Source organism: Shimia sp., assembly GCF_049116215.1.
Lineage (GTDB): Bacteria > Pseudomonadota > Alphaproteobacteria > Rhodobacterales > Rhodobacteraceae > Shimia.
Genome location: NZ_JAGDZB010000005.1, coordinates 166,198 through 185,569, shown reverse-complemented (window position 1 = coordinate 185,569; position 19,372 = coordinate 166,198). Strand labels below are relative to the sequence as shown.

Sequence of the window (19,372 nt, the reverse complement as noted above, 5' to 3'; positions counted from 1 at the left end):
GGCACGACTATTGCGAATACCCCACAGGTCGCGATTGCACACGAATTCTCCTTAAAATTGCTATCCCTGAGGAAGGTTCGCGCTTAAACAAAGCTCAAGGAGCTATTTCATGTCTCACACCGATTTTTCATCGCGCATTGAACGTATCAAAGCAAATGCCCCAGAGACGCCGCAAGCTGATACCGCGTTCAAATATAAGCCGCGCAGGACCGACATCGTTGGCTTAGGTCTATACGTGAATTGCCTGGCGCCATTGTTGTTCGCCATTGCCAACAAACTAGACACCATCTTCGCACTGGAAAACGCCCTTCCCAAGAACATCGCAGAGGCCACGTTCTCTAGCTTTTCTACCGCCATTTTGATTTGTCTCCCCATCATATCCATTTTCACGGTCATCGAAGCCTACGCAATTTATCGGATATCCAAGAAGAAACTCAATCCAAGCGAGATGTCTCCAGAAAGTATCGCGCGCCGCATTGAACGCAGAAAATACTCCGATAGCGCCGTTGGCTTGCTCTTAGGCATCGCAACGGTCTCTTACTTCGGGCTGTCCGTGAGGGCCGCCGAGTTTAACTCGCAAGTTCTACAGCTCTTCGCGAAGTACTGTCTCCTGTTGGTTTTTCTCCAACTGTTCGCGGCGATACAAAGGCCCGTCGCCATTCTGCTTCAACAAAGACGAGTCGCCTGGCGCACCCCATTGTTCTTTATGATGGGCGCAACGTTAACGTTTGCCGCCTACCACTTTTCTATTCTGAGCTTTTCGGACATGGACAACATGGCTCTGAGAATACAAAATGCTTTCTAGTCTGGCAGTGCCACAGACGGCTGTAGAAAGACCAAACAAGGTCAATCTAGCAATGCTGAACTAAAGTTTGGCCCCCAACAAAAAAAGACCCCCGAAACCATACGGTTCCGAGGGCTGGAGGAAAACGGGGGGAAACCGTTTTTCGATCCGTGAGTGTCATTTGCCCGCGTCGAGCACATCTTCCAGCGTGCGCAGGCCGGTCTTTGGCGCCTGCACCAGCACCGACATGTTGCCCGGCTTGTGCTCGTTCCGCAGCATCTTCATGTGCGCGTCGGGCAGCTCAGCCCATGGGAACACCTCAGACATGCAAGGGTCCAGACGACGTTCCACCATCAGCTGGTTGGCGGCCGCGGCCTGCTTCAGGTGGGCAAAGTGAGAGCCCTGCAAACGCTTCTGGTGCATCCACATATAGCGCACGTCGAAGGTACAGTTGAAACCGGAGGTACCGGCGCAAATCACAACCATACCGCCTTTTTTTACCACCAAGGTGGACACCGGGAATGTCGCCTGACCTGGGTGCTCAAACACCATGTCCACGTTCACGCCTTTGCCGGTGATCTCCCAGATCGCCTTGCCAAATTTGCGTGCCTCTTTCAGCCAGTCATTGTACTCCGGCGTGTTCACTGTGGGCAGTTGGCCCCAACAGTTGAAGTCGTTGCGGTTGATCACGCCTTTCGCGCCAAGCCCCATGACAAAGTCACGCTTGCTCTCGTCCGAAATCACGCCAATCGCATTGGCACCGGCGGTGTTGATCAGCTGGATCGCATAAGAGCCCAGACCACCGGACGCACCCCATACCAGTACGTTCTGGCCCGGCTTCAGATCATGTGGCTCGTGGCCAAACAACATCCGGTAGGCGGTTGCCAGCGTCAGCGTGTAACACGCGCTCTCTTCCCAGCTCAGGTGCTTGGGACGTGGCATCAGCTGCTGCGCCTGCACACGGGTGAACTGAGAGAAGGATCCGTCAGGGGTTTCATAACCCCAGATGCGCTGGCTGTCGGAGAACATCGGATCGCCGCCGTTGCAGTGCTCGTCGTCGCCGTCATCCTGGTTGCAGTGGATCACAACTTCATCGCCCACTTTCCAGCGCTTCACCTTGTCACCCACGGCCCAAACGATGCCCGAAGCATCGGAACCGGCAATGTGATACGGTTGTTTGTGCACGTCAAACATGGACACCGGCACGCCGAGGCCCGCCCAAACGCCGTTGTAGTTCACGCCTGCGGCCATCACCAGAACCAGCACTTCATGGCTGTCGAGCGTTGGCACATCCACAACTTCCTGCAGCATCGCCTTGTTTGGCTCACCCTGGCGCTCGCGGCGGATCGCCCACGCGTACATCTGTTTTGGGACATAGCCCATCGGAGGCATTTCGCCCACTTCGTACAGGTCTTTCTGTGGTGCGTCGTAGGTCGCAATGCCGTTTTCAGTATCCAGAGCCATTTTCGCCTCCTGAGTGGTCGTTTCGCCGCGATGCAGAATCGCGTTCCTGCCACCGTGATATTGGCGGCGAGGTAACATTGCAACCTTCAAGCTGCAATTTTTGTAATTTTATGACCCAGCAGCCGCAGCATGAATTGCTGCACGTGCACATTTACTCAAGCAAATGCCTTATTGAATTGGCATAATACCGCAAAATCACTGTTTGCGCACGGTTCACGGAAAACGCGCCGTCACTTTCGACCAACACCCGACGCCCCACCAAAGTCTTAAGCGCACTTTCAATCGCCTCTTCTGGTGCATCACGCATAAACTGAGCGCGGCCTTCGGGTAAGGCTGCCAAACGCGCCGCAAAAGCCGCACGGACATCTTCCCGGGACTGCGGCCCTTGAGCTGCCTCAAAAATCGCAGACATCAACGGCACAGGCAGGATCGGCACAACCCCATTGATCTGCTTCATAAGCTGAACACCCAGAGGTTTGGCCAAGTCCCCCTGTCTCCCGCGTGCAAACTCCGTGAGCGAGACGGGCCGTCCAAAACGCACGGTGGCATTGCCAAAGCGATGCACCTTGCCGCGCAGCCGAAACAACAACTGTTTGAAGAAAAACCCCACAATCACCGAAATCCGCGCCCGGAACCCTTTGCCGCCACTTGCCGCTGCTTCCAACAAGATGCGGTCTTCCAGCACCCGGTCATAATTGATCGCCACCGGCACAAACACCACGTCCCGCCCATCCGGTTGATACGCATCGGTGATATATTTGATCAGCCCCAGCTTCGGGTCCTGCGGCGCCCCATCCAGGGACAAGCGCCCCTCCGGAAACATCGCCTGCGCCACCCCTGCTTCGGTGGCCAAGCGCACATACCCCGCCAGCACCTTACGGTAGAGATCATTGCGCGATTTGCGCCGAATAAAGTAGGCCCCCATCGCCCTGATCAACCGGCTCAACGGCCAAACCCGCGCCCATTCGCCCACCGCATAAGACAGCGCCCCACGTCGCGCGGCCAAATAAGTCACCAGCACGTAGTCCATGTTGCTCTTGTGATTGATCACATAAACAACCGTGCTCTCCTGCGGGATCGCATCGAGTGCCGCCTCATCCACATGTGTCAAGCGCACACGATAAAAAGCGCGACTTAAGAACCGCGCAATCTTGATCGCCACGCCAAAATACATGGTGGCCGAAAACGAAGGCACAATTTCCCCCGCGTAGCGTTTCGCGGTCTCAAAGGCCACCGCCTCCGGAATGCCTTCCTCTGCTGCATGTTCCGCCACAGCGCGCGTCACATCGGGCTGGTAAATCAACCGCTCGATCATATCGTGGCGCTGCGCCAGCTTGAACGGCTCAATGGGCCGCTCCAGCCGCTCATTTAACCGCGCCACCACGCGCTCCATCCGCCGCCGGAAGAACCAGCGTACAGAGGGGAACAGCAAGTGACTGGCCGCTGTGACCACCGCAAACAGCAGGATCAGTACAAAAAGCCAAAGGGGGAGCTCAATCGTCGATGTCATGAAATGACTCTGACTACACCGCGCGCGCGGGCGCAATAGACTTCGCGCACGGCCCTCCTTGTGGTCCCCGCCCAACAGAACGTTTTTGCCGCAACGCAGCGAATTGACTTGCAAAGGATGTTTCGCGTACATACGCTCAAACGAAAGATTGTTGCTAGGTCGGTTCTCGACCCCCAGCAGAGGAATGAAACATGTCGCAGACGCAGAAAAACCAGCCCGCCGATAAACCTGCCAAGGATCGTCCGTGGTTGATTCGCACCTACGCTGGTCACTCCACCGCCAAGGCGTCTAACGCGCTCTACCGCTCCAACCTGGAAAAAGGTCAAACCGGCCTCTCGGTGGCTTTCGATCTGCCGACACAGACAGGATACGACAGCGACCACATCCTGGCGCGCGGCGAAGTGGGCAAAGTCGGCGTGCCGGTCTGCCACTTGGGCGACATGCGCACCCTGTTTGACCAGATCCCGCTGGAGCAGATGAACACCTCTATGACGATCAACGCCACCGCCCCTTGGTTGCTGGCGCTCTACATCGCCACCGCCGAGGAGCAAGGCGCCGATGTCACCAAACTGCAAGGCACGGTGCAAAACGATTTGATCAAAGAGTATCTGAGTCGCGGCACCTATATCTGCCCGCCGGAGCCCAGCTTGAAGATGATCGCGGATGTGGCCGAATACTGCTACACCAACGTGCCCAAATGGAACCCGATGAACGTGTGTTCCTACCACCTGCAAGAGGCGGGCGCGACACCAGAGCAGGAACTGGCCTTTGCCTTGGCCACCGCAATTGCCGTGCTCGACGCGCTGAAGCCCCGCGTGGCCGAAGAAGACTTCCCGCGCCTTTGTGGCCGTATTTCTTTCTTTGTGAACGCGGGCATCCGCTTTGTCACCGAGATGTGCAAAATGCGCGCTTTTGTCGACCTCTGGGATGAAATTCTGGTAGAGCGCTACGGCGTCACCGATGCCAAATCGCGCCGCTTCCGCTATGGCGTGCAAGTTAACTCGCTGGGCCTGACCGAACAACAACCGGAGAATAACGTCTACCGTATTCTGATTGAAATGCTGGCCGTGACCCTGTCCAAAAAGGCCCGCGCCCGCGCCGTGCAATTGCCAGCCTGGAACGAAGCACTGGGCTTGCCACGCCCTTGGGATCAGCAATGGTCCATGCGGATGCAGCAAATCATGGCCTTTGAAACCGATCTTCTGGAATACGACGACCTGTTTGACGGAAACCCGGCAGTGGATTCCAAAGTTGAAGAGCTAAAAGACGGCGCGCGTAGCGAATTGGCCAATTTGGATAGCATGGGCGGCGCGATTGGCGCGATTGATTATATGAAATCCCGCCTGGTGGACAGCAACGCCGAACGTCTCAACCGCATCGAAGCCGGTGAGACCGTGGTGGTGGGCGTGAACAAATTCCAGAAAGGCGAGGCCTCTCCGCTGATGACCGGCGACGGGGGCATCATGGTGGTGGACCCGGCGGTTGAGCAAGAACAGAACTCCCGCCTCGCTGAATGGCGCAACCAGCGCGACAACGCCGCTGTTGAAAAAGCCCTTGCCGTCCTGCGTGCCGCTGCGGCCAATGGCAAAAACGTCATGCCCGCTTCCATCGCCGCTGCCAAGGCTGGCGTGACCACCGGCGAATGGGCCGCACAAATGCGTGTTGTGCATGGCGAGTACCGTGGGCCCACCGGTGTCTCCGGTGCCCCGTCCAACAAAACCGAAGGGCTGGACGACCTGCGCGCTGCCGTGGACGCCGTGTCCGACAAACTGGGCCGCCGCCTGAAATTTGTCATTGGCAAACCGGGACTTGACGGCCACTCCAACGGTGCCGAGCAAATCGCTTTCCGCGCCCGCGACTGCGGCATGGACATCACCTACGACGGTATCCGCCTGACACCCGAGGAGATCGTGACCAAAGCGCTGGAAGACGACGCCCATGTCGTGGGTCTGTCGATCCTGTCCGGCTCACACATCCCGCTGGTTGAAGACCTCATGTACCGGATGCGCGACGCAGGATTGGGGGACACGCCAGTGATTGTTGGCGGCATCATTCCAGACGAAGATGCGGACCGCTTGCGTGCCATGGGTGTAGCAAGGGTCTACACACCGAAAGACTTCGAGCTCAACACCATTATGGGCGACATCGTCACACTGGCGAATCCCAGTTCAGTGGCCGCAGAGTAACCGCATTTTTAACGAGAACGTGGTCTCAAAAAATGGGACCGGCGCAGATTGCGCGAGTAAGGAAAACCCTACCCGCACTTCTAAGTTGTATAATTTGCAGAACAACCCTCAAAAATAGTGTTCCGCCTTGCATATCCTGGTTAATCGCTGTGAAAATCGTCGCCGACCCCAATAGACGAGTGGATCTCCGGAATGAATTTGGAAGACATGAGCCGCGAAGCCCTAATTGACCTGCGCGCGCAGATCGATATCCAACTGGAAAAGCGCGAGGCCCAACGCAAAACCGATGCCTTAAAAGCCATCGAAGAAGCGGCCGAAAAATACGGCTTCTCTCTGGAAGAACTGGCCAGCGTGACAGGAAAGAAACGCGGTGGCCTGATGAAAGGCGTGCCAAAATACGCACACCCTGAAGACAAAACCAAAACCTGGACCGGCAAAGGCCGCAAACCCAAATGGTTTGACGAGGCTCTGGCCGCAGGCATTGCGCCTGACGCGATGGAAATCTAAGCGCTTAAAGAGAGCGCCACGTATTGAAGCCGGAGCGCGGTTTATGCCGCTGCTTCGGCTTTTGCTTTTCCCAGCAGATGTTTCTCGGATTTCCGACTTGTTTCGCGATACCATTCTGAGCAAGTGATTCACTCTTAAGCATTTGCGCGGGCCGCAAGCGCCGCTGCCATAACATAGACAAAAAAAGGAATTGCCATGACAGTTCACATCGGAGCCCAACCCGGAGACATCGCAGAAACCGTTCTTCTACCGGGCGACCCATACCGCGCCAAATGGGCAGCGGATACCTTCCTTACCGACGTGAAACTGGTGAACGAAGTGCGCGGTATGCTTGGCTTCACCGGTATGTGGAAAGGCAACCGTGTCACCATCCACGGTTCCGGCATGGGCATGCCTTCGCTGTCAATCTACGTGAACGAGCTGATCAAAGACTACGGCGCCAAAACCCTGATCCGCATCGGCTCCTGCGGCGGCATGCAAGACAGCGTCAAAGTGCGCGACGTGATTGTTGCTATGACCGCCACCACGCTTTCGACCCCTTCTCGCGGCATCTTCAAAGAAATGAACTTCGCGCCATGTGCCAACTACGGCCTGCTGCGCGCCGCGGCCGACGCAGCCGAAGCCAAAGGCACCGCCACCCATGTGGGCGGCATCTACAGCTCCGATGTGTTCTATGACGAACGCCCTGATCTGACTGAACAGATGACCCGCCACGGCATTCTTGGCGTCGAAATGGAAGCGGCCGAGCTCTACAACCTCGCCGCCCGCCACGGACGCCGCGCTCTGGCGGTTCTGACCGTGTCCGACCACCTGCTGACCGGCGAGGCCTTGCCGTCCGAGGACCGCGAAAAGACCTTTGGCGACATGGTCGAAATTGCGCTCGAAGCCGCCTTCGCCTGATCGGCAACACATCCCGTCAGGCGGCCGCGCACATCTTGCGACAGACCGCCTGACATGCCACACACGCCCCTGACTGCTGCACCCGCAGCTTAAGGATACAAGGGGCCCTCCATGACACGTGTATTGCAAGCTCAACGCAAGGAACCCGCTTCCGGCGAAACCCGCTCTGCGGTGATTTTCCTGCACGGCTACGGCGCTAATGGCGCGGATCTGATGGGCCTTGCCGATCCGTTGGCCGAACACCTGCCAGATACGCTTTTCCTCGCGCCTGATGCGCCCGAAGAAATCCCCGGCATGCCCATGGGCCGCCAGTGGTTCCCGATCCCATGGATCGATGGCTCCTCGGAAGAAGAAAGCGAACGCGGCATGATGGCCGCCGTCGAAGACCTCAACGCCTTCCTCGATGCGGTGATGGTTGATGAAGATCTGCTGCCGGAACAGGTGGTGCTGTTTGGCTTCTCCCAAGGTACCATGATGAGCCTGCATGTCGCCCCGCGCCGCGAAGACGCTTTGGCCGGCATCGTCGCCTTCTCCGGACGCTTGCTACAGCCAGATCTGCTCAAAGACGAAGCCATCAGCAAACCAGCCATTCTGCTGATCCATGGCGACCAAGACGATGTGGTGCCGCCACAGTCCCTGCCCGAAGCGGCAGAAGCCCTACAAGAGGCGGGTTTCAGCGACGTCTACGCCCACATTATGAAAGGCACAGCGCATGGCATTGCGCCGGATGGTCTTGGCGTGGCGCTGGCGTTTATGCGCGACAAACTGGGCCTTTAAGGCCACGTCTCCCCGCAATTTTGCGGCAAACACAAGCCCGTGGCGCAAAAGTGTTTTGCGCCACCCACCCGCTGCGGTAAAAAAATTTAAGATTTGATGTATTGGATTTCACCGTGTTGCACCCTGCCAGCCCCAAACCGTCTATGCCCCGCCCGTCTTCCAGACGCGCAAAACTTGCTGCGGCCCTCTGCGCAACTGCGCTGGCGCCCGTGCACACCGCCCTCGCCCAAAGCGTAAACCCGCTGGACAACGGCCCCACCCGCATTGTCTCGCTTGAAACCGGCAACCTCTATCCAAAAGGCACGCTGGAGCTGACCGTTGGCGCGCGTCAAACCAGCCCAAGCGACCGCGCTGGCACCGGCAACCAGAACTACCACGGCGGCGGTGTTTATGCGTTCTCCGATCGCTTCAATCTCGGCCTGGAGATTCAAAACTACATCGATCCGGTGGGCGGGCCCATCAACGGCTTCCCAGGCGTTGGCCCAGAGCGCATCCCACAATTGGAAACCAACCAAATTGCCCTCTGGGGCAAATACCAGCTCTACAAGGATGACCGTTGGGCCATCGCGGCTCTTGGATCTGCTGAGGTTTTTACCAAAATGCAGACCGACCTCTGGGGCAGCTGGTTCCGCCCGCAATCCAACGTCGCCATCGGCGCGTTGAAGATGCCCATCTCCTACACAGTCAATCCAAAGCTGCAGGTGCATTTCACCCCCGGCATCACACTTGGGCCGGATGAAATCGACGGCGGTCAGTTCTACGGCAATATGGTCACCATGGGCGCCGGTGTGTCTTACAAGGCCCACCCCCGCCTGTCCCTGTTTGGCACCGTCGAATCCTCCGTGGGCAGCCCCAACACCATCGCCAGCACTGGCCAATGGGTCACCGAACCTGTGTGGTCCGCTGGGGGCCGGTACAACGTGACACCCCGCATTGCCTTTGAAGGCTATGTGACCAACGGCTTTGGCATCTCCCCAGCCACCAGCGCTTGGACGTTCTGGCCGGATGGGGATCACGTGATGGTTGGCGGGCGCCTGATCTACACGCCTGGCGTCACGCGAGACGAAAGCTACCGCACTTTGTCCCTGCCCACGACGCGGCCGCAGTTGAACGCCCAACAGGACGGCTTTACCCTTGGCTCCGCCGCCACGCTGGATCCGGGCCTGATGCGCACCGACCTGTGGTACGGCAGCGACAACAACGCCGGTGTCTCAATCAACTTCAGCCCCGACCGAGACGCCGAAATTCAGTTCATTTTTGAGCAGTTCTCTGACAACCCAACCGCAGACGCCAGCTTGGTACCCACCACCCATGTGCGCTACATGGTTGGGCCAAAACTGCGCCTGATGGATCAAAACAACGGCAACCCGTTCTCGCTGGCAGGGCGGATGCTCTACGGGCGCCAGATCAGTTCTTCCTCTCAGAAAATTGGCGTATTTTTTACCGATTTGACCGCCAACTACAAAACCCGCAGTGGCTTCTCTTTCACCGCAAGCCCCAAAATTGCGGCCTGGGGCAACAAGGAGCTTGTCGGCTTGGGCATGGGCATCGGCTACACGTTCGCCAATGGCCTTGAACTGATGGCAGAGGCCACGCCCATCGGCCGAGACGGCAGCAAAACAACCTGGGCCGCTGGCGCCCGGTACCACTTTGGCCAATCCGGCTTTTCTGTGGATGCTCAGGCCACAAATGCCATTGGCCGCCACGGTATTGGAAGCATGATTGCCCAAGACGACCCCCGGTTTGCCCTGACCTTGTCAAAGACCTTTGACCTTTCCGGTGCGAAATTCTGGTAAAACCGCCTGAGTGTCACAACCCGCTTTAACACCCCGCCCCTTTGTGAGGCGGGGTGATTGCGTTTCGCCACCCGCGTCACAAATCCGTCACCCAGCCGTGCCATGCTGCACTTGCACATCACAAATGCCGCTAACGCATATTGTGAGGCTTGTCAGAACGAGACCACGAGATATAGTGGATGTAGGCCTCGTGCCACTGCGGCACGAACGCAGCGAGGGAGCACCCTTATGGACGGCGACTTTAGGACCGAATTCACGCGACATCCCGGCGGATTGAAGCATCATCCGGCTTTGGTGCTCAATGCTGATTACCGCCCACTCTCCTACTACCCGCTTTCGTTATGGCCGTGGCAGGACGCCATCAAAGCCGCCTACATGGATCGGGTCGATATTGTGGCCGAATACGACCATGTGGTGCGCAGCCCCTCTACCGAGATACGGATCCCTTCCGTCGTGGTGCTCAAAGACTATGTAAAATTGCAAAAGCGCGTGGCCTTCACGCGCTTTAATCTTTTTCTGAGGGACGGGTTTAGCTGCCAGTACTGCGGCGCACGTGGCGACCTGACTTTTGACCACGTCATTCCACGCGCCGCAGGCGGAATCACCAGCTGGGAAAACGTGGTCGCGGCCTGTTCGCCCTGCAACCTGAAAAAAGGCTCCAAAAGCCTGCGCCAGATCGGCATGAGCCTGCGCAAACCACCGCGCCAACCCGGCTCCGAGGAGCTGCGAAACATCGGCCGCAAATTCCCGCCCAACTTCCTGCACGACAGCTGGATGGACTACCTCTATTGGGATGCGGAACTCGACGCCTGACACTTCCCGTGAGAAGCGTTAACAGGCCTCTGCGCTGAAAACCTCGCACCACCGTGAAACAGTCGCGATACCGACAGAATACCGACGTGGTTTTTTGATGGTTAACGCGCCATTCCATGGCTCCTGTCGTAGCCGTTGGCCGCAGGCGGCTTCCAGTCTCCCAAGGCGCCCGCTTCCGGAGCAAACACCTCCACCAACATCGGATAACACGCCGCCGTGTCAGAGCTATGCTCACTCGAACAATCGCCCCCTGGACAGGCGCTCAACGCCCCCAGAAGGTCAATCTCGGCAAAGAACTCCAGATAGTCTCCCGGCCGCACCGGGCTGGCTTTCATGAAGTATTGCCCCGTGTCGCGCGTGAAGCCTGTGCACATAAAAACATTAAGCACATCATGCACATAAGGCTCTGCTTCTTGCAGTGACATACCCGTGTGCGCCGCTAAAGCCCGTGTCAGATTGGAATGACAGCAATAGTGGTAATGATCCCCCGCCAACAGGTTGCCGGTGTAAGGATCACAGCGCGTGCCAATCACGTCATGCACAGAGCCGCCATAAGTGTCGATCCCGTACCAGCCTAACGTGTCCTCCACGATGGTCGCCATTGGTCTAAGGCTCGGCAGGCTGGTCCACATCCGCTCACCGGTTGTGATGTGCGTGCCGTGCAAAGCTCTTGTTTTTCCAGAGAAAAACCGCTCACTTAGATCCTTGGAGTGCCACAGATTCAGGTCCCCAACCTGTGGACCTTCGACGGAAGAAATCCGAAAAAACTGCCCTGCAGGCACCTCAAAACACCGCGCATCCCGCGCCGGTATCAGCACCTCATCAACCTTGGTGGCAGTCGCACGCGCCGCCTTATAGAGCGCCATCGGCGCCTCCGGCAGCGTCTCATTTGGGTAGCAGATCACCGGCTTGATGGCGCGGCGCTCGTCTGCATCGGCGGGGGGCAAAGGCATGTCTGTCATACCCCGATCCTGCCCCCGACCAGACAGTCTTGCAATGCAAAAAACCGTGTTATTTCACAGTGATGGTAATCACTTCAGACACCACAGGCGGGTTGTGTGGCACATGAAATTCGTCCCCCAAAACCAGCTGTAGCGTGTGCGTGCCAGCCGGCAGATCCAGCGTCACTTCGGTCTGACCACCGCCAAAATGTTTGTGGTTGTCGTCCGTCGGCACACCGTTCTCCATCAACTCTGCATCTTCAGCCCCTTCGCCCAAAGGCGGCCGGTTGATGAAAATATGATGGTGACCTGTGTTTTCCTTCTCTGTGCCAGCAGGCGCAACCCCCATGCCAGACAAGCCAAAGTTCACCACAAACGGCGCCTCAACAGAATCGCCATCACTCAGGTTGATAAAGTAGACCATCGCCCCATCAGGCGACGGAGTGTCCCCTGCAAAAGCCTGAGAACTCAGCATAATTGCCAATGCGGCCACTAGTTTCTTCATAACGTTTCCTCCCAACTTTTTAACAATACTGGGAGGATAACACAGATCCGAAAGTGGTCTAGACGCTCCGCCCAGCCGCCCTTCCAGAGAAGATACAGCCGCCCAGAAACGTCCCTTCCAACGCGTTGTAGCCGTGGTAGCCACCACCGCCAAAACCTGCAACTTCTCCGGCGGCAAACAGCCCCTCAAAGACGCTCCCATCCGGTCGCAACACCTGCCCCGTGACATCGGTATGCAACCCACCAAGGGACTTCCGCGTCAGGATATTCAAACGCACCGCAATCAACGGACCATTCTTCGGGTCCAAAATCCGATGAGGCTTGGCTGTACGTATCAACCGATCCCCGCGATAATTGCGCGCCCCACGAATGGCGGTCACCTGCGCGTCTTTGCAGTAGGCATTGTCAATCTGCGCATCCCGCGCATCAATCTGATATCGGATTTTCTCAAGGGTGACAGGCACATCCGGCGTGATCCTGTTCATTCCGGCGACCAGTTCCTCCAGTGAATCAGCCACCACAAAATCCTCGCCGTGCTCCTTAAACGCCTCCACCGGTCCCGGTGCACCTTTGTTCATCACCCGCCGTTTGAGCACCTCAGACCACTTGCCAGAGGTCAGGTCCGGGTTCTGCTCAGAGCCAGACAATGCAAACTCTTTTTCGATGATCTTCTGGGTCAGAATAAACCAGCTGTGCTCGTGCCCCGTCGCCAAAATCCGCTTCAGCGTTCCAAGACTATCAAACCCCGGCAGATACGGCGCTTCCATGCGCTCCCCTAGGGCGTCAAACCACATCGAGCTTGGCCCTGGCAAAGTGCGAATGCCGTGGTTGGGCCAGATCGGATCCCAATTCGCCAAGCCTTCGGTGTAATGCCACATACGATCGCCGTTGATGATCCCCGCACCAGCGCCTTCGGCCACCTGCTGCATCTGTCCATCCACATAATCCGGCACACCGGCCACCATGCGTTTTGGCGCCTTGCCCAGCCGGTCTTCGGGCCAATAGCGCCGCACCATGTCGTGGTCGCCACCTATCCCGCCAGAGGTGATCACAACCGCCTCCGCGCGATGCTCAAACTCGCCGACCACTAAGCGGGACGTCGACTTCCCGCGCTCTGCACCATCCTCGGAAAGCACATGCCCGCGCACGCCTTTCGCAACACCATTTTCCACAATCAGATCAGTGACTTTACGCCGGAACGCCAGTTCGACACGCCCACCGGACACATGCTCCCTGACCAGCCGCTCAAACGGTGCAACCACGCCCGGCCCAGTGCCCCAGGTGACGTGAAACCGGGGCACCGAATTGCCATGCCCATGCGCCATCTCACCGCCACGCTCAGCCCAGCCCACAATCGGGAACCATCGCATGCCAATGCTTTGCAGCCAGCTACGCATCTCACCGGACGCAAACTCCAAATAGGCCTCCGCCACCTTGCGAGGATTGGCATCCTCTGGGCGATCAAATTGTGCCGACCCCATCCAGTCGGTAAGCGCCAATTCTGGACTGTCTTTGATACCCATACGACGTTGTTCAGGCGTATCGACCATAAACAATCCGCCTAGGGACCAAAATGCCTGCCCTCCTAGGCTTTGCGGACCTTCCTGATCCAGCATCAGCACCTTACGCCCCCGGCTTGCCGCCTCATTGGCCGCCACAAGCCCCGCCAAGCCGCCCCCAACGATAATCACATCGGTCATGGCACATCCTCCCCTGTTCCCAAAAGGGTAGCCCCAGCGCCGCACACCGCCAAGCCAGACCTAACGTCAGCGCTTTGCGGCAAACAAAAAGCGCCCCGAAACCTCGGAGCGCTAATCGGCATTTGTATGTTTGGCTTACGCGGCTTTCACATACTCATAGTAGGTTTCGCTAGACGGTTTTACCTCTGCGATGCGCGGTAGCTGGGTGTAGTAGCCATAGGCTTGTTCCAGTGCTTCCTGCGCGCGGACGGCAAAATCTTCAGGGCTCTCGTTTTTAGACGCGGACATTGAGGCTCTCCATGTAAATCCGGTGTCCTCCCTCGCCGCCAACTTAAGTCAGATTACGCACCCGTAAACCGCTGATCCTGCAATCACGCTATGCAAAAATTGCAAATGTATGCGGTGGGATACATCTTTGCCTAAAGCAAAAGCCCGCCTGAAACAGACGGGCTTTCGAAATCTTCTTCACTTCAATTTAGACGTGACGCTCGATAAGCATCTTCTTGATCTCGCCAATCGCTTTCGCCGGGTTCAAACCCTTTGGGCAGGTTTTGGCACAGTTCATGATGGTGTGACAGCGATACAGCTTGAAAGAATCTTCCAGCTCATCCAAGCGTTCGCCTGTCGCTTCATCGCGGCTGTCAATGATCCAGCGGTAGGCGTGCAGCAACGCGGCTGGGCCGAGGTATTTGTCGCCGTTCCACCAGTAGCTTGGGCAAGATGTCGAGCAGGACGCGCACATCACACACTCATAGAGACCATCCAGCTTCTTGCGGTCTTCAATCGACTGGCGCCATTCTTTGGCCGGACGGTTGGTCTTGGTTTCCAACCACGGCATGATCGACGCGTGCTGCGCGTAGAAGTGGGTCAGATCCGGGATCAGGTCTTTAACCACCGACATGTGCGGCAGCGGGTAGATTTTCACGTCGCCTTTGACCTCATCGAGGCCGTAAATACAGGCCAATGTGTTGATCCCGTCAACGTTCATCGCGCAGGAGCCACAGATACCTTCGCGGCAAGAACGGCGGAAAGTCAGCGTTGGATCAATCTCGTTTTTGATCTTGATCAGCGCGTCCAAGATCATCGGGCCACATTTGTCCATGTCGAGGAAATATGTGTCGATCTGCGGATTCTTACCGTCGTCCGGGTTCCAGCGGTAAATCTGGAACTTGCGCACGTTGGTCGCACCTTCTGGCTTGGGCCAGGTCTTGCCGGTCACAATCCGGCTGTTCTTGGGGAGGGCAAATTCGACCATGGTCTTTCCTTCCTATACGTGGGCGCGCGCGATGCGCATACCTTCGTTCCTGTTCAGGCTTTCTGTGATGGCATCGGACCATCGGCAAAAAGCGTTTGATTGTTCTTAATCAGCTCGGCCACCTGCTTGCGGGCGGGCTGTGCGAGCGCCAACTCATTGAGTTGACGCATAAACTCTAGAGCCCCAGGGGTGAGGCTTTGGTTGGACCGCCCGGCCAGCGGCTCCAGCGTGTCAATCTCGGCATCGGTCAAACCGGCAAAGCGCAAAAGCTGCCGTCCCGGGCGCTCCGGCGTGGTTTCGTCTTCCAGCGCACACACGCGCACGCGATCCGCACCAACCAGACCTTCCATTTCGGCCTGCACCGCATTCCAATCACGGCTGTCCACTGTTTCAGCCAGAAAATCTTCCAGCGTGCCAGCATAGCCATCCGACTTCACAGCCTGATTGTGCACGCTGCGTTTCCAGCTCTGCATGTCACGGGTGTAGAGCACGTAGTCTAGCTGAAACGGTGCCAGGTGTTGCTCGAACAAACGCAGGATGTTTGACAGGCGCGGGAACAGCTCCCGCACATCGGACCGCCCCATCATCGCGCCACAGATATTCTCGTGGCTGATGACACAAACCCGGTCGTCCCCTTCCAGCGCTTCGCGCACCTGCGCGATCAACGCCACAAGATCCGCCTCATGTTTGGCGGGCCGCATGCTGTAAAGCGTGCACGTCCGACCCAACTCTCGCGTCAACGAGCCTTTGCTCGGCACACGAATATCCAGCCGCTCCGCCAAAGCGTCCCGGTTGCGCGCCAAAAAACGGTGCAGCGACGTGGAGCCCGTTTTCTGCGCACCAATATGCACAATCACACGACGCGAGGACATCACAGGCCCTCCCGCAGCACAGCGTGCAAATCATATGCCATCCAGCTTACCGGCAATAGCGGCTCCCGCCATACATCACGTCCGCATGTTTGGGACAGCCGGTCGCGACATCAATCTGCTTGCCGCTCTGGTAATTTGGGTCTGCCAGTTGGTTACAGGACATCTTATATTTGATCCCCCGGCCAATAGAGGCGCCCCCAACACCAGCCCCAAACAGCAACCAGAATTCGTTGGCAGTGCCCACGGCCGCAAATGTCGCGGCGGTGACAATTGTACCCACAATCAAATGCGCGTTGCCTTTGCGATGGCACTGCGCCACCAGCTCTTTGCGCGCTTCGTTGCTCGTGGACAGCGCCGCGCTGAACTGCACGTCATAGGTATCCGCCAGACAGTCGTTGATTTTCACAACGCCGGTCTCCGTGCCACCTGTGGCCGCCATGACAGTCGGCACCTCTTTGTGCACCGCAACCAGATAGCTGCCAGGCGCACGGGTTTTGGACATGCAGGATTGAACCTGATCAACAACAACCGAGGTCTCAGCCGAAACCTGCGTCGCCAAACCGGCAACAACCATACAAAATCCAAAACCCAGCGCTTTCATCAGAACGTCCGCGCTTTTGGAGCGATCTTCTTCAGGCTGATGCCGCCCTCATCTTCGGTGGTCAGAGGATCTTTGATCACCGGACGATACGTCAGGTCCACCTTGTTGCCATCAACACGGCTCACAGTGTGCACACGCCAGTTCTCATCATCACGCTCGGAATAGTCCTCATGTGCGTGCGCACCACGGCTTTCCTTACGGGCTTCCGCACCGTGGATTGTCGCCAATGCGTTTGGCATCAGGTTGGTCAGTTCAAGCGTTTCCATCAGGTCGCTGTTCCAAACCAGAGAGGTGTCGGTCACGTGCAGATCGTCGATCTTCGCCGCAATGTCCGTCATCTTCTCAACGCCTTCTTTAAGCGTTTTGTCGGTCCGGAACACGGCCGCATCTGCCTGCATGGTGCGCTGCATCTCAAGACGCAGCTCCGCCGTTGGCGCGCCACCCTTAGCGTTGCGTACGGTGTCGAGGCGGTCAAACGCCTTATCCACAGACGCTTGGTTCAGCACAGGGTTGGGCGCGTCCGCGTCCACAACTTTACCGGCGCGAATGGCTGACGCACGGCCAAACACCACAAGGTCGATCAGCGAGTTGGAACCCAGACGGTTTGCGCCGTGCACAGAGGCACAGCCCGCTTCACCGACAGCCATCAGACCCGGCACAACGGCAGTTGGATCTTCGGCAGTCGGGTTCAGAACCTCACCCCAATAGTTGGTTGGAATGCCGCCCATGTTGTAGTGCACAGTAGGCAGAACCGGGATTGGCTCTTTGTTCACATCCACACCCGCAAAGACTTTTGCAGACTCAGAGATACCCGGCAGACGCTCCGCCAGCGCTTCAGCTGGCAAGTGGCTAAGGTTCAGGTGAATGTGATCGCCATTCTCACCCACACCACGACCTTCGCGGATTTCCATGGTCATAGAACGGGACACGTAGTCCCGTGGTGCGAGGTCTTTATACTGTGGCGCATAACGCTCCATAAAGCGCTCGCCTTCAGAGTTGGTCAGATATCCACCTTCCCCACGCGCACCTTCCGTGATCAGACAGCCAGAGCCGTAGATGCCGGTTGGGTGGAACTGTACAAATTCCATATCCTGCAGGGGCAGACCCGCACGGGCAACCATACCTCCGCCATCACCGGTACAGGTGTGCGCAGAGGTTGCGGAGAAATAAGCACGGCCATAGCCACCAGTCGCCAAAACAACCATCTTCGCATTGAAGACATGCATCGTGCCATCGTCCAGCTTCCAGCACACCACGCCCTGACACTGACCGTCCTCGGACATGATCAGATCAAGCGCAAAATACTCGATGTAGAACTCGGCGTTGTTCTTGACCGATTGACCGTAGAGCGTGTGCAGGATCGCGTGACCGGTCCGGTCCGCAGCCGCACAGGTCCGCTGTACCGCAGGGCCTTCGCCAAACTCGGTGGTGTGACCACCAAACGGACGCTGGTAAATCTTACCTTCTTCGGTCCGGGAGAACGGCACACCGTAGTGCTCCAGCTCATAGACCGCTTTGGGCGCTTCGCGTGCGAGGTATTCCATCGCGTCGGTGTCACCCAGCCAGTCAGAGCCTTTCACAGTGTCATACATGTGCCACTGCCAGTTGTCCGGCCCCATGTTGGACAGGGACGCCGCGATACCGCCCTGCGCCGCAACAGTGTGCGAGCGGGTAGGGAAAACTTTGGTCACACAGGCGGTGCGCAGGCCTTGCTCAGCCATGCCCAGCGTCGCACGCAGACCCGCGCCGCCGGCGCCAATAACCACGACATCATATTCGTGGGTTTCATATTCGTATGCTGCAGTCATCTTCTTAGATCCTCACGCGGGGGTCACAGGGCGAGCTTCACAAGCGCAAACAGGCTTGCCGCGATCAACGCAAAGCAAAACGCCTTATTTGCCACCAGCAGCAGTTTGCCTGCTGTGCCATGCACATAGTCTTCAATCGCTTCCTGCGCTTCGTTCATCAGGTGGATCAGCCCCACAACCAGGCCAAGGCCGGTCACAATCGCTGGGAACGGACGGCTGAAGTAGGCAATCACCTCCTCATAAGAGCCGCCAATGCCGCACCCTACGGTGAAGATGAACAAAGGTGCCAGAACACCCATAATCACGGAACGCACCATCATCTGCCAATGGGCGGCTGTGCCGTTGCGGCCAGAGCCAAGGCCCACGGCGCGTTTGCGGTCAGTAAGATATCGCATCTTGTCTCTCCTTACACCGCAATCACAGTGATGACGGTCAGCACGGTTGCACCAACAAACATGCCCAAGCCCATGCGTTCAGACGTTTTCACGTTCCAGCAATAGCCCAGATCCCAGATCACGTGACGCAGACGGCCAAGCGTGTGGTACCACAGGCCCCAGGCCCCGGCAGTAAGCAGAAGTCCGCCAAACCAGCTGCGCATGAAACCATCGATGCCGGCGAAAGCACTCTCAGAGGTTGCTGCGGCCAGAAGCCACCACACAACAAAGAGGGCCACACCCAGCACGCCGATACCACTGATGCGAACCATGATTGACGACGCGGAGGTCATCTGCGGACGGTAAATACTCAAATGAGGCGAAAGCGGGCGGTTGCCCCGATTGACATCGGCCATATTGGCTCCTTTCAGGTTAGCTGAAATCGTTTTACCTCTTTTTTGCACCTTGTCACGGTTTCAATACCCAAAATGTCATGGTTTTTTGGTGCAATGCCACGGATTTTTCCGCATTTGTGATCACGCTTTTTTAATTGTGATCACACATGCACCAAAGAGTCTTT

General features: G+C 57.4%; 19 protein-coding genes. 7 read left to right on the top strand and 12 right to left on the bottom strand.

Annotation, left to right across the window (positions count from 1 at the left end; genetic code table 11):
* Positions 1-109 precede the first annotated feature (109 nt).
* Entirely contained in the window at positions 110-805 is a 696-nt protein-coding gene (locus tag JXR15_RS15645) for a hypothetical protein (RefSeq protein WP_422054133.1), read from the top strand.
* A 156-nt stretch (positions 806-961) separates the two neighbouring features.
* Here JXR15_RS15645 and ccrA read toward each other — a convergent pair whose 3' ends face one another.
* Positions 962-2,248 (bottom strand): crotonyl-CoA carboxylase/reductase, encoded by a 1,287-nt coding sequence (gene ccrA, locus JXR15_RS15640; RefSeq protein WP_422054132.1) that lies wholly within the window; start codon positions 2,246-2,248, stop codon positions 962-964.
* Between the two features lie 151 nt (positions 2,249-2,399).
* Positions 2,400-3,758: a 1-acyl-sn-glycerol-3-phosphate acyltransferase gene (locus JXR15_RS15635; protein WP_422054131.1), complete on the bottom strand. Its 1,359-nt coding sequence runs from the start codon at positions 3,756-3,758 to the stop codon at positions 2,400-2,402.
* 191 nt (positions 3,759-3,949) lie between these two features.
* Between JXR15_RS15635 and JXR15_RS15630 the strand changes: the two genes are divergently transcribed.
* From JXR15_RS15630 to JXR15_RS15605, 6 genes are all read left to right on the top strand, one after another.
* Positions 3,950-5,944 carry a methylmalonyl-CoA mutase family protein gene (locus tag JXR15_RS15630; protein WP_422054130.1) on the top strand — a complete coding sequence of 665 codons (1,995 nt, stop codon included), beginning with the start codon at positions 3,950-3,952 and terminating at the stop codon, positions 5,942-5,944.
* Positions 5,945-6,136: 192 nt separating this feature from the next.
* On the top strand, positions 6,137-6,451 hold the full coding sequence (locus JXR15_RS15625) for an H-NS family nucleoid-associated regulatory protein (protein WP_412555471.1): 315 nt from the start codon (positions 6,137-6,139) through the stop codon (positions 6,449-6,451).
* A gap of 195 nt (positions 6,452-6,646) precedes the next feature.
* Complete coding sequence (gene deoD / locus JXR15_RS15620) at positions 6,647-7,351, top strand: purine-nucleoside phosphorylase (protein WP_422054129.1); 705 nt, start codon at positions 6,647-6,649, stop codon at positions 7,349-7,351.
* A gap of 111 nt (positions 7,352-7,462) precedes the next feature.
* Positions 7,463-8,128: an alpha/beta hydrolase gene (locus tag JXR15_RS15615; RefSeq protein WP_422054128.1), complete on the top strand. Its 666-nt coding sequence runs from the start codon at positions 7,463-7,465 to the stop codon at positions 8,126-8,128.
* A gap of 101 nt (positions 8,129-8,229) precedes the next feature.
* A complete protein-coding gene (locus JXR15_RS15610; protein ID WP_422054127.1) occupies positions 8,230-9,924 on the top strand; it encodes a hypothetical protein in 1,695 nt (564 codons plus the stop codon).
* Between the two features lie 228 nt (positions 9,925-10,152).
* Positions 10,153-10,737, top strand: a complete 585-nt coding sequence (locus JXR15_RS15605; RefSeq protein ID WP_422054126.1) for an HNH endonuclease — start codon at positions 10,153-10,155, stop codon at positions 10,735-10,737.
* A gap of 101 nt (positions 10,738-10,838) precedes the next feature.
* Here the strand turns inward: JXR15_RS15605 and JXR15_RS15600 are convergent, their stop codons facing one another.
* From JXR15_RS15600 to sdhC, 10 genes are all read right to left on the bottom strand, one after another.
* Positions 10,839-11,699, bottom strand: coding sequence for an urea carboxylase-associated family protein (locus tag JXR15_RS15600; RefSeq protein ID WP_422054125.1), 861 nt, complete (start codon positions 11,697-11,699; stop codon positions 10,839-10,841).
* Positions 11,700-11,748: 49 nt separating this feature from the next.
* Complete coding sequence (locus JXR15_RS15595) at positions 11,749-12,183, bottom strand: DUF4399 domain-containing protein (protein WP_422054124.1); 435 nt, start codon at positions 12,181-12,183, stop codon at positions 11,749-11,751.
* Between the two features lie 58 nt (positions 12,184-12,241).
* Positions 12,242-13,882 (bottom strand): FAD-binding dehydrogenase, encoded by a 1,641-nt coding sequence (locus JXR15_RS15590; protein ID WP_422054123.1) that lies wholly within the window; start codon positions 13,880-13,882, stop codon positions 12,242-12,244.
* Between the two features lie 135 nt (positions 13,883-14,017).
* Complete coding sequence (locus JXR15_RS15585; RefSeq protein WP_422054122.1) at positions 14,018-14,170, bottom strand: hypothetical protein; 153 nt, start codon at positions 14,168-14,170, stop codon at positions 14,018-14,020.
* 187 nt (positions 14,171-14,357) lie between these two features.
* Positions 14,358-15,137 (bottom strand): succinate dehydrogenase iron-sulfur subunit, encoded by a 780-nt coding sequence (locus JXR15_RS15580; protein ID WP_283427031.1) that lies wholly within the window; start codon positions 15,135-15,137, stop codon positions 14,358-14,360.
* A gap of 53 nt (positions 15,138-15,190) precedes the next feature.
* Positions 15,191-16,009: a hypothetical protein gene (locus JXR15_RS15575; protein WP_422054121.1), complete on the bottom strand. Its 819-nt coding sequence runs from the start codon at positions 16,007-16,009 to the stop codon at positions 15,191-15,193.
* Between the two features lie 46 nt (positions 16,010-16,055).
* The gene (locus JXR15_RS15570; RefSeq protein WP_422054120.1) at positions 16,056-16,610 is read right to left on the bottom strand and encodes a hypothetical protein; all 555 of its coding nucleotides are present in this window, start codon (positions 16,608-16,610) and stop codon (positions 16,056-16,058) included.
* Positions 16,610-18,418, bottom strand: a complete 1,809-nt coding sequence (sdhA, locus tag JXR15_RS15565; RefSeq protein WP_299418781.1) for a succinate dehydrogenase flavoprotein subunit — start codon at positions 18,416-18,418, stop codon at positions 16,610-16,612. The genes JXR15_RS15570 and sdhA overlap by 1 nt, the downstream gene beginning before the upstream one ends.
* Positions 18,419-18,441: 23 nt before the next feature.
* A complete protein-coding gene (gene sdhD, locus JXR15_RS15560) occupies positions 18,442-18,813 on the bottom strand; it encodes a succinate dehydrogenase, hydrophobic membrane anchor protein (RefSeq protein WP_299418779.1) in 372 nt (123 codons plus the stop codon).
* Between the two features lie 11 nt (positions 18,814-18,824).
* Positions 18,825-19,208, bottom strand: coding sequence for a succinate dehydrogenase, cytochrome b556 subunit (gene sdhC / locus JXR15_RS15555; protein WP_422054119.1), 384 nt, complete (start codon positions 19,206-19,208; stop codon positions 18,825-18,827).
* Positions 19,209-19,372: the final 164 nt, after the last annotated feature.

Coding starts and splice junctions, on each gene's coding strand:
- JXR15_RS15645 (WP_422054133.1), top strand. CDS start 110: ATGTCTCACACCGATTTTTCATCGCGCATTGAACGTATCAAAGCAAAT.
- ccrA (WP_422054132.1), bottom strand. CDS start 2,248: ATGGCTCTGGATACTGAAAACGGCATTGCGACCTACGACGCACCACAG.
- JXR15_RS15635 (WP_422054131.1), bottom strand. CDS start 3,758: ATGACATCGACGATTGAGCTCCCCCTTTGGCTTTTTGTACTGATCCTG.
- JXR15_RS15630 (WP_422054130.1), top strand. CDS start 3,950: ATGTCGCAGACGCAGAAAAACCAGCCCGCCGATAAACCTGCCAAGGAT.
- JXR15_RS15625 (WP_412555471.1), top strand. CDS start 6,137: ATGAATTTGGAAGACATGAGCCGCGAAGCCCTAATTGACCTGCGCGCG.
- deoD (WP_422054129.1), top strand. CDS start 6,647: ATGACAGTTCACATCGGAGCCCAACCCGGAGACATCGCAGAAACCGTT.
- JXR15_RS15615 (WP_422054128.1), top strand. CDS start 7,463: ATGACACGTGTATTGCAAGCTCAACGCAAGGAACCCGCTTCCGGCGAA.
- JXR15_RS15605 (WP_422054126.1), top strand. CDS start 10,153: ATGGACGGCGACTTTAGGACCGAATTCACGCGACATCCCGGCGGATTG.
- JXR15_RS15600 (WP_422054125.1), bottom strand. CDS start 11,699: ATGACAGACATGCCTTTGCCCCCCGCCGATGCAGACGAGCGCCGCGCC.
- JXR15_RS15595 (WP_422054124.1), bottom strand. CDS start 12,183: ATGAAGAAACTAGTGGCCGCATTGGCAATTATGCTGAGTTCTCAGGCT.
- JXR15_RS15590 (WP_422054123.1), bottom strand. CDS start 13,882: ATGACCGATGTGATTATCGTTGGGGGCGGCTTGGCGGGGCTTGTGGCG.
- JXR15_RS15585 (WP_422054122.1), bottom strand. CDS start 14,170: ATGTCCGCGTCTAAAAACGAGAGCCCTGAAGATTTTGCCGTCCGCGCG.
- JXR15_RS15580 (WP_283427031.1), bottom strand. CDS start 15,137: ATGGTCGAATTTGCCCTCCCCAAGAACAGCCGGATTGTGACCGGCAAG.
- JXR15_RS15575 (WP_422054121.1), bottom strand. CDS start 16,009: ATGTCCTCGCGTCGTGTGATTGTGCATATTGGTGCGCAGAAAACGGGC.
- JXR15_RS15570 (WP_422054120.1), bottom strand. CDS start 16,610: ATGAAAGCGCTGGGTTTTGGATTTTGTATGGTTGTTGCCGGTTTGGCG.
- sdhA (WP_299418781.1), bottom strand. CDS start 18,418: ATGACTGCAGCATACGAATATGAAACCCACGAATATGATGTCGTGGTT.
- sdhD (WP_299418779.1), bottom strand. CDS start 18,813: ATGCGATATCTTACTGACCGCAAACGCGCCGTGGGCCTTGGCTCTGGC.
- sdhC (WP_422054119.1), bottom strand. CDS start 19,208: ATGGCCGATGTCAATCGGGGCAACCGCCCGCTTTCGCCTCATTTGAGT.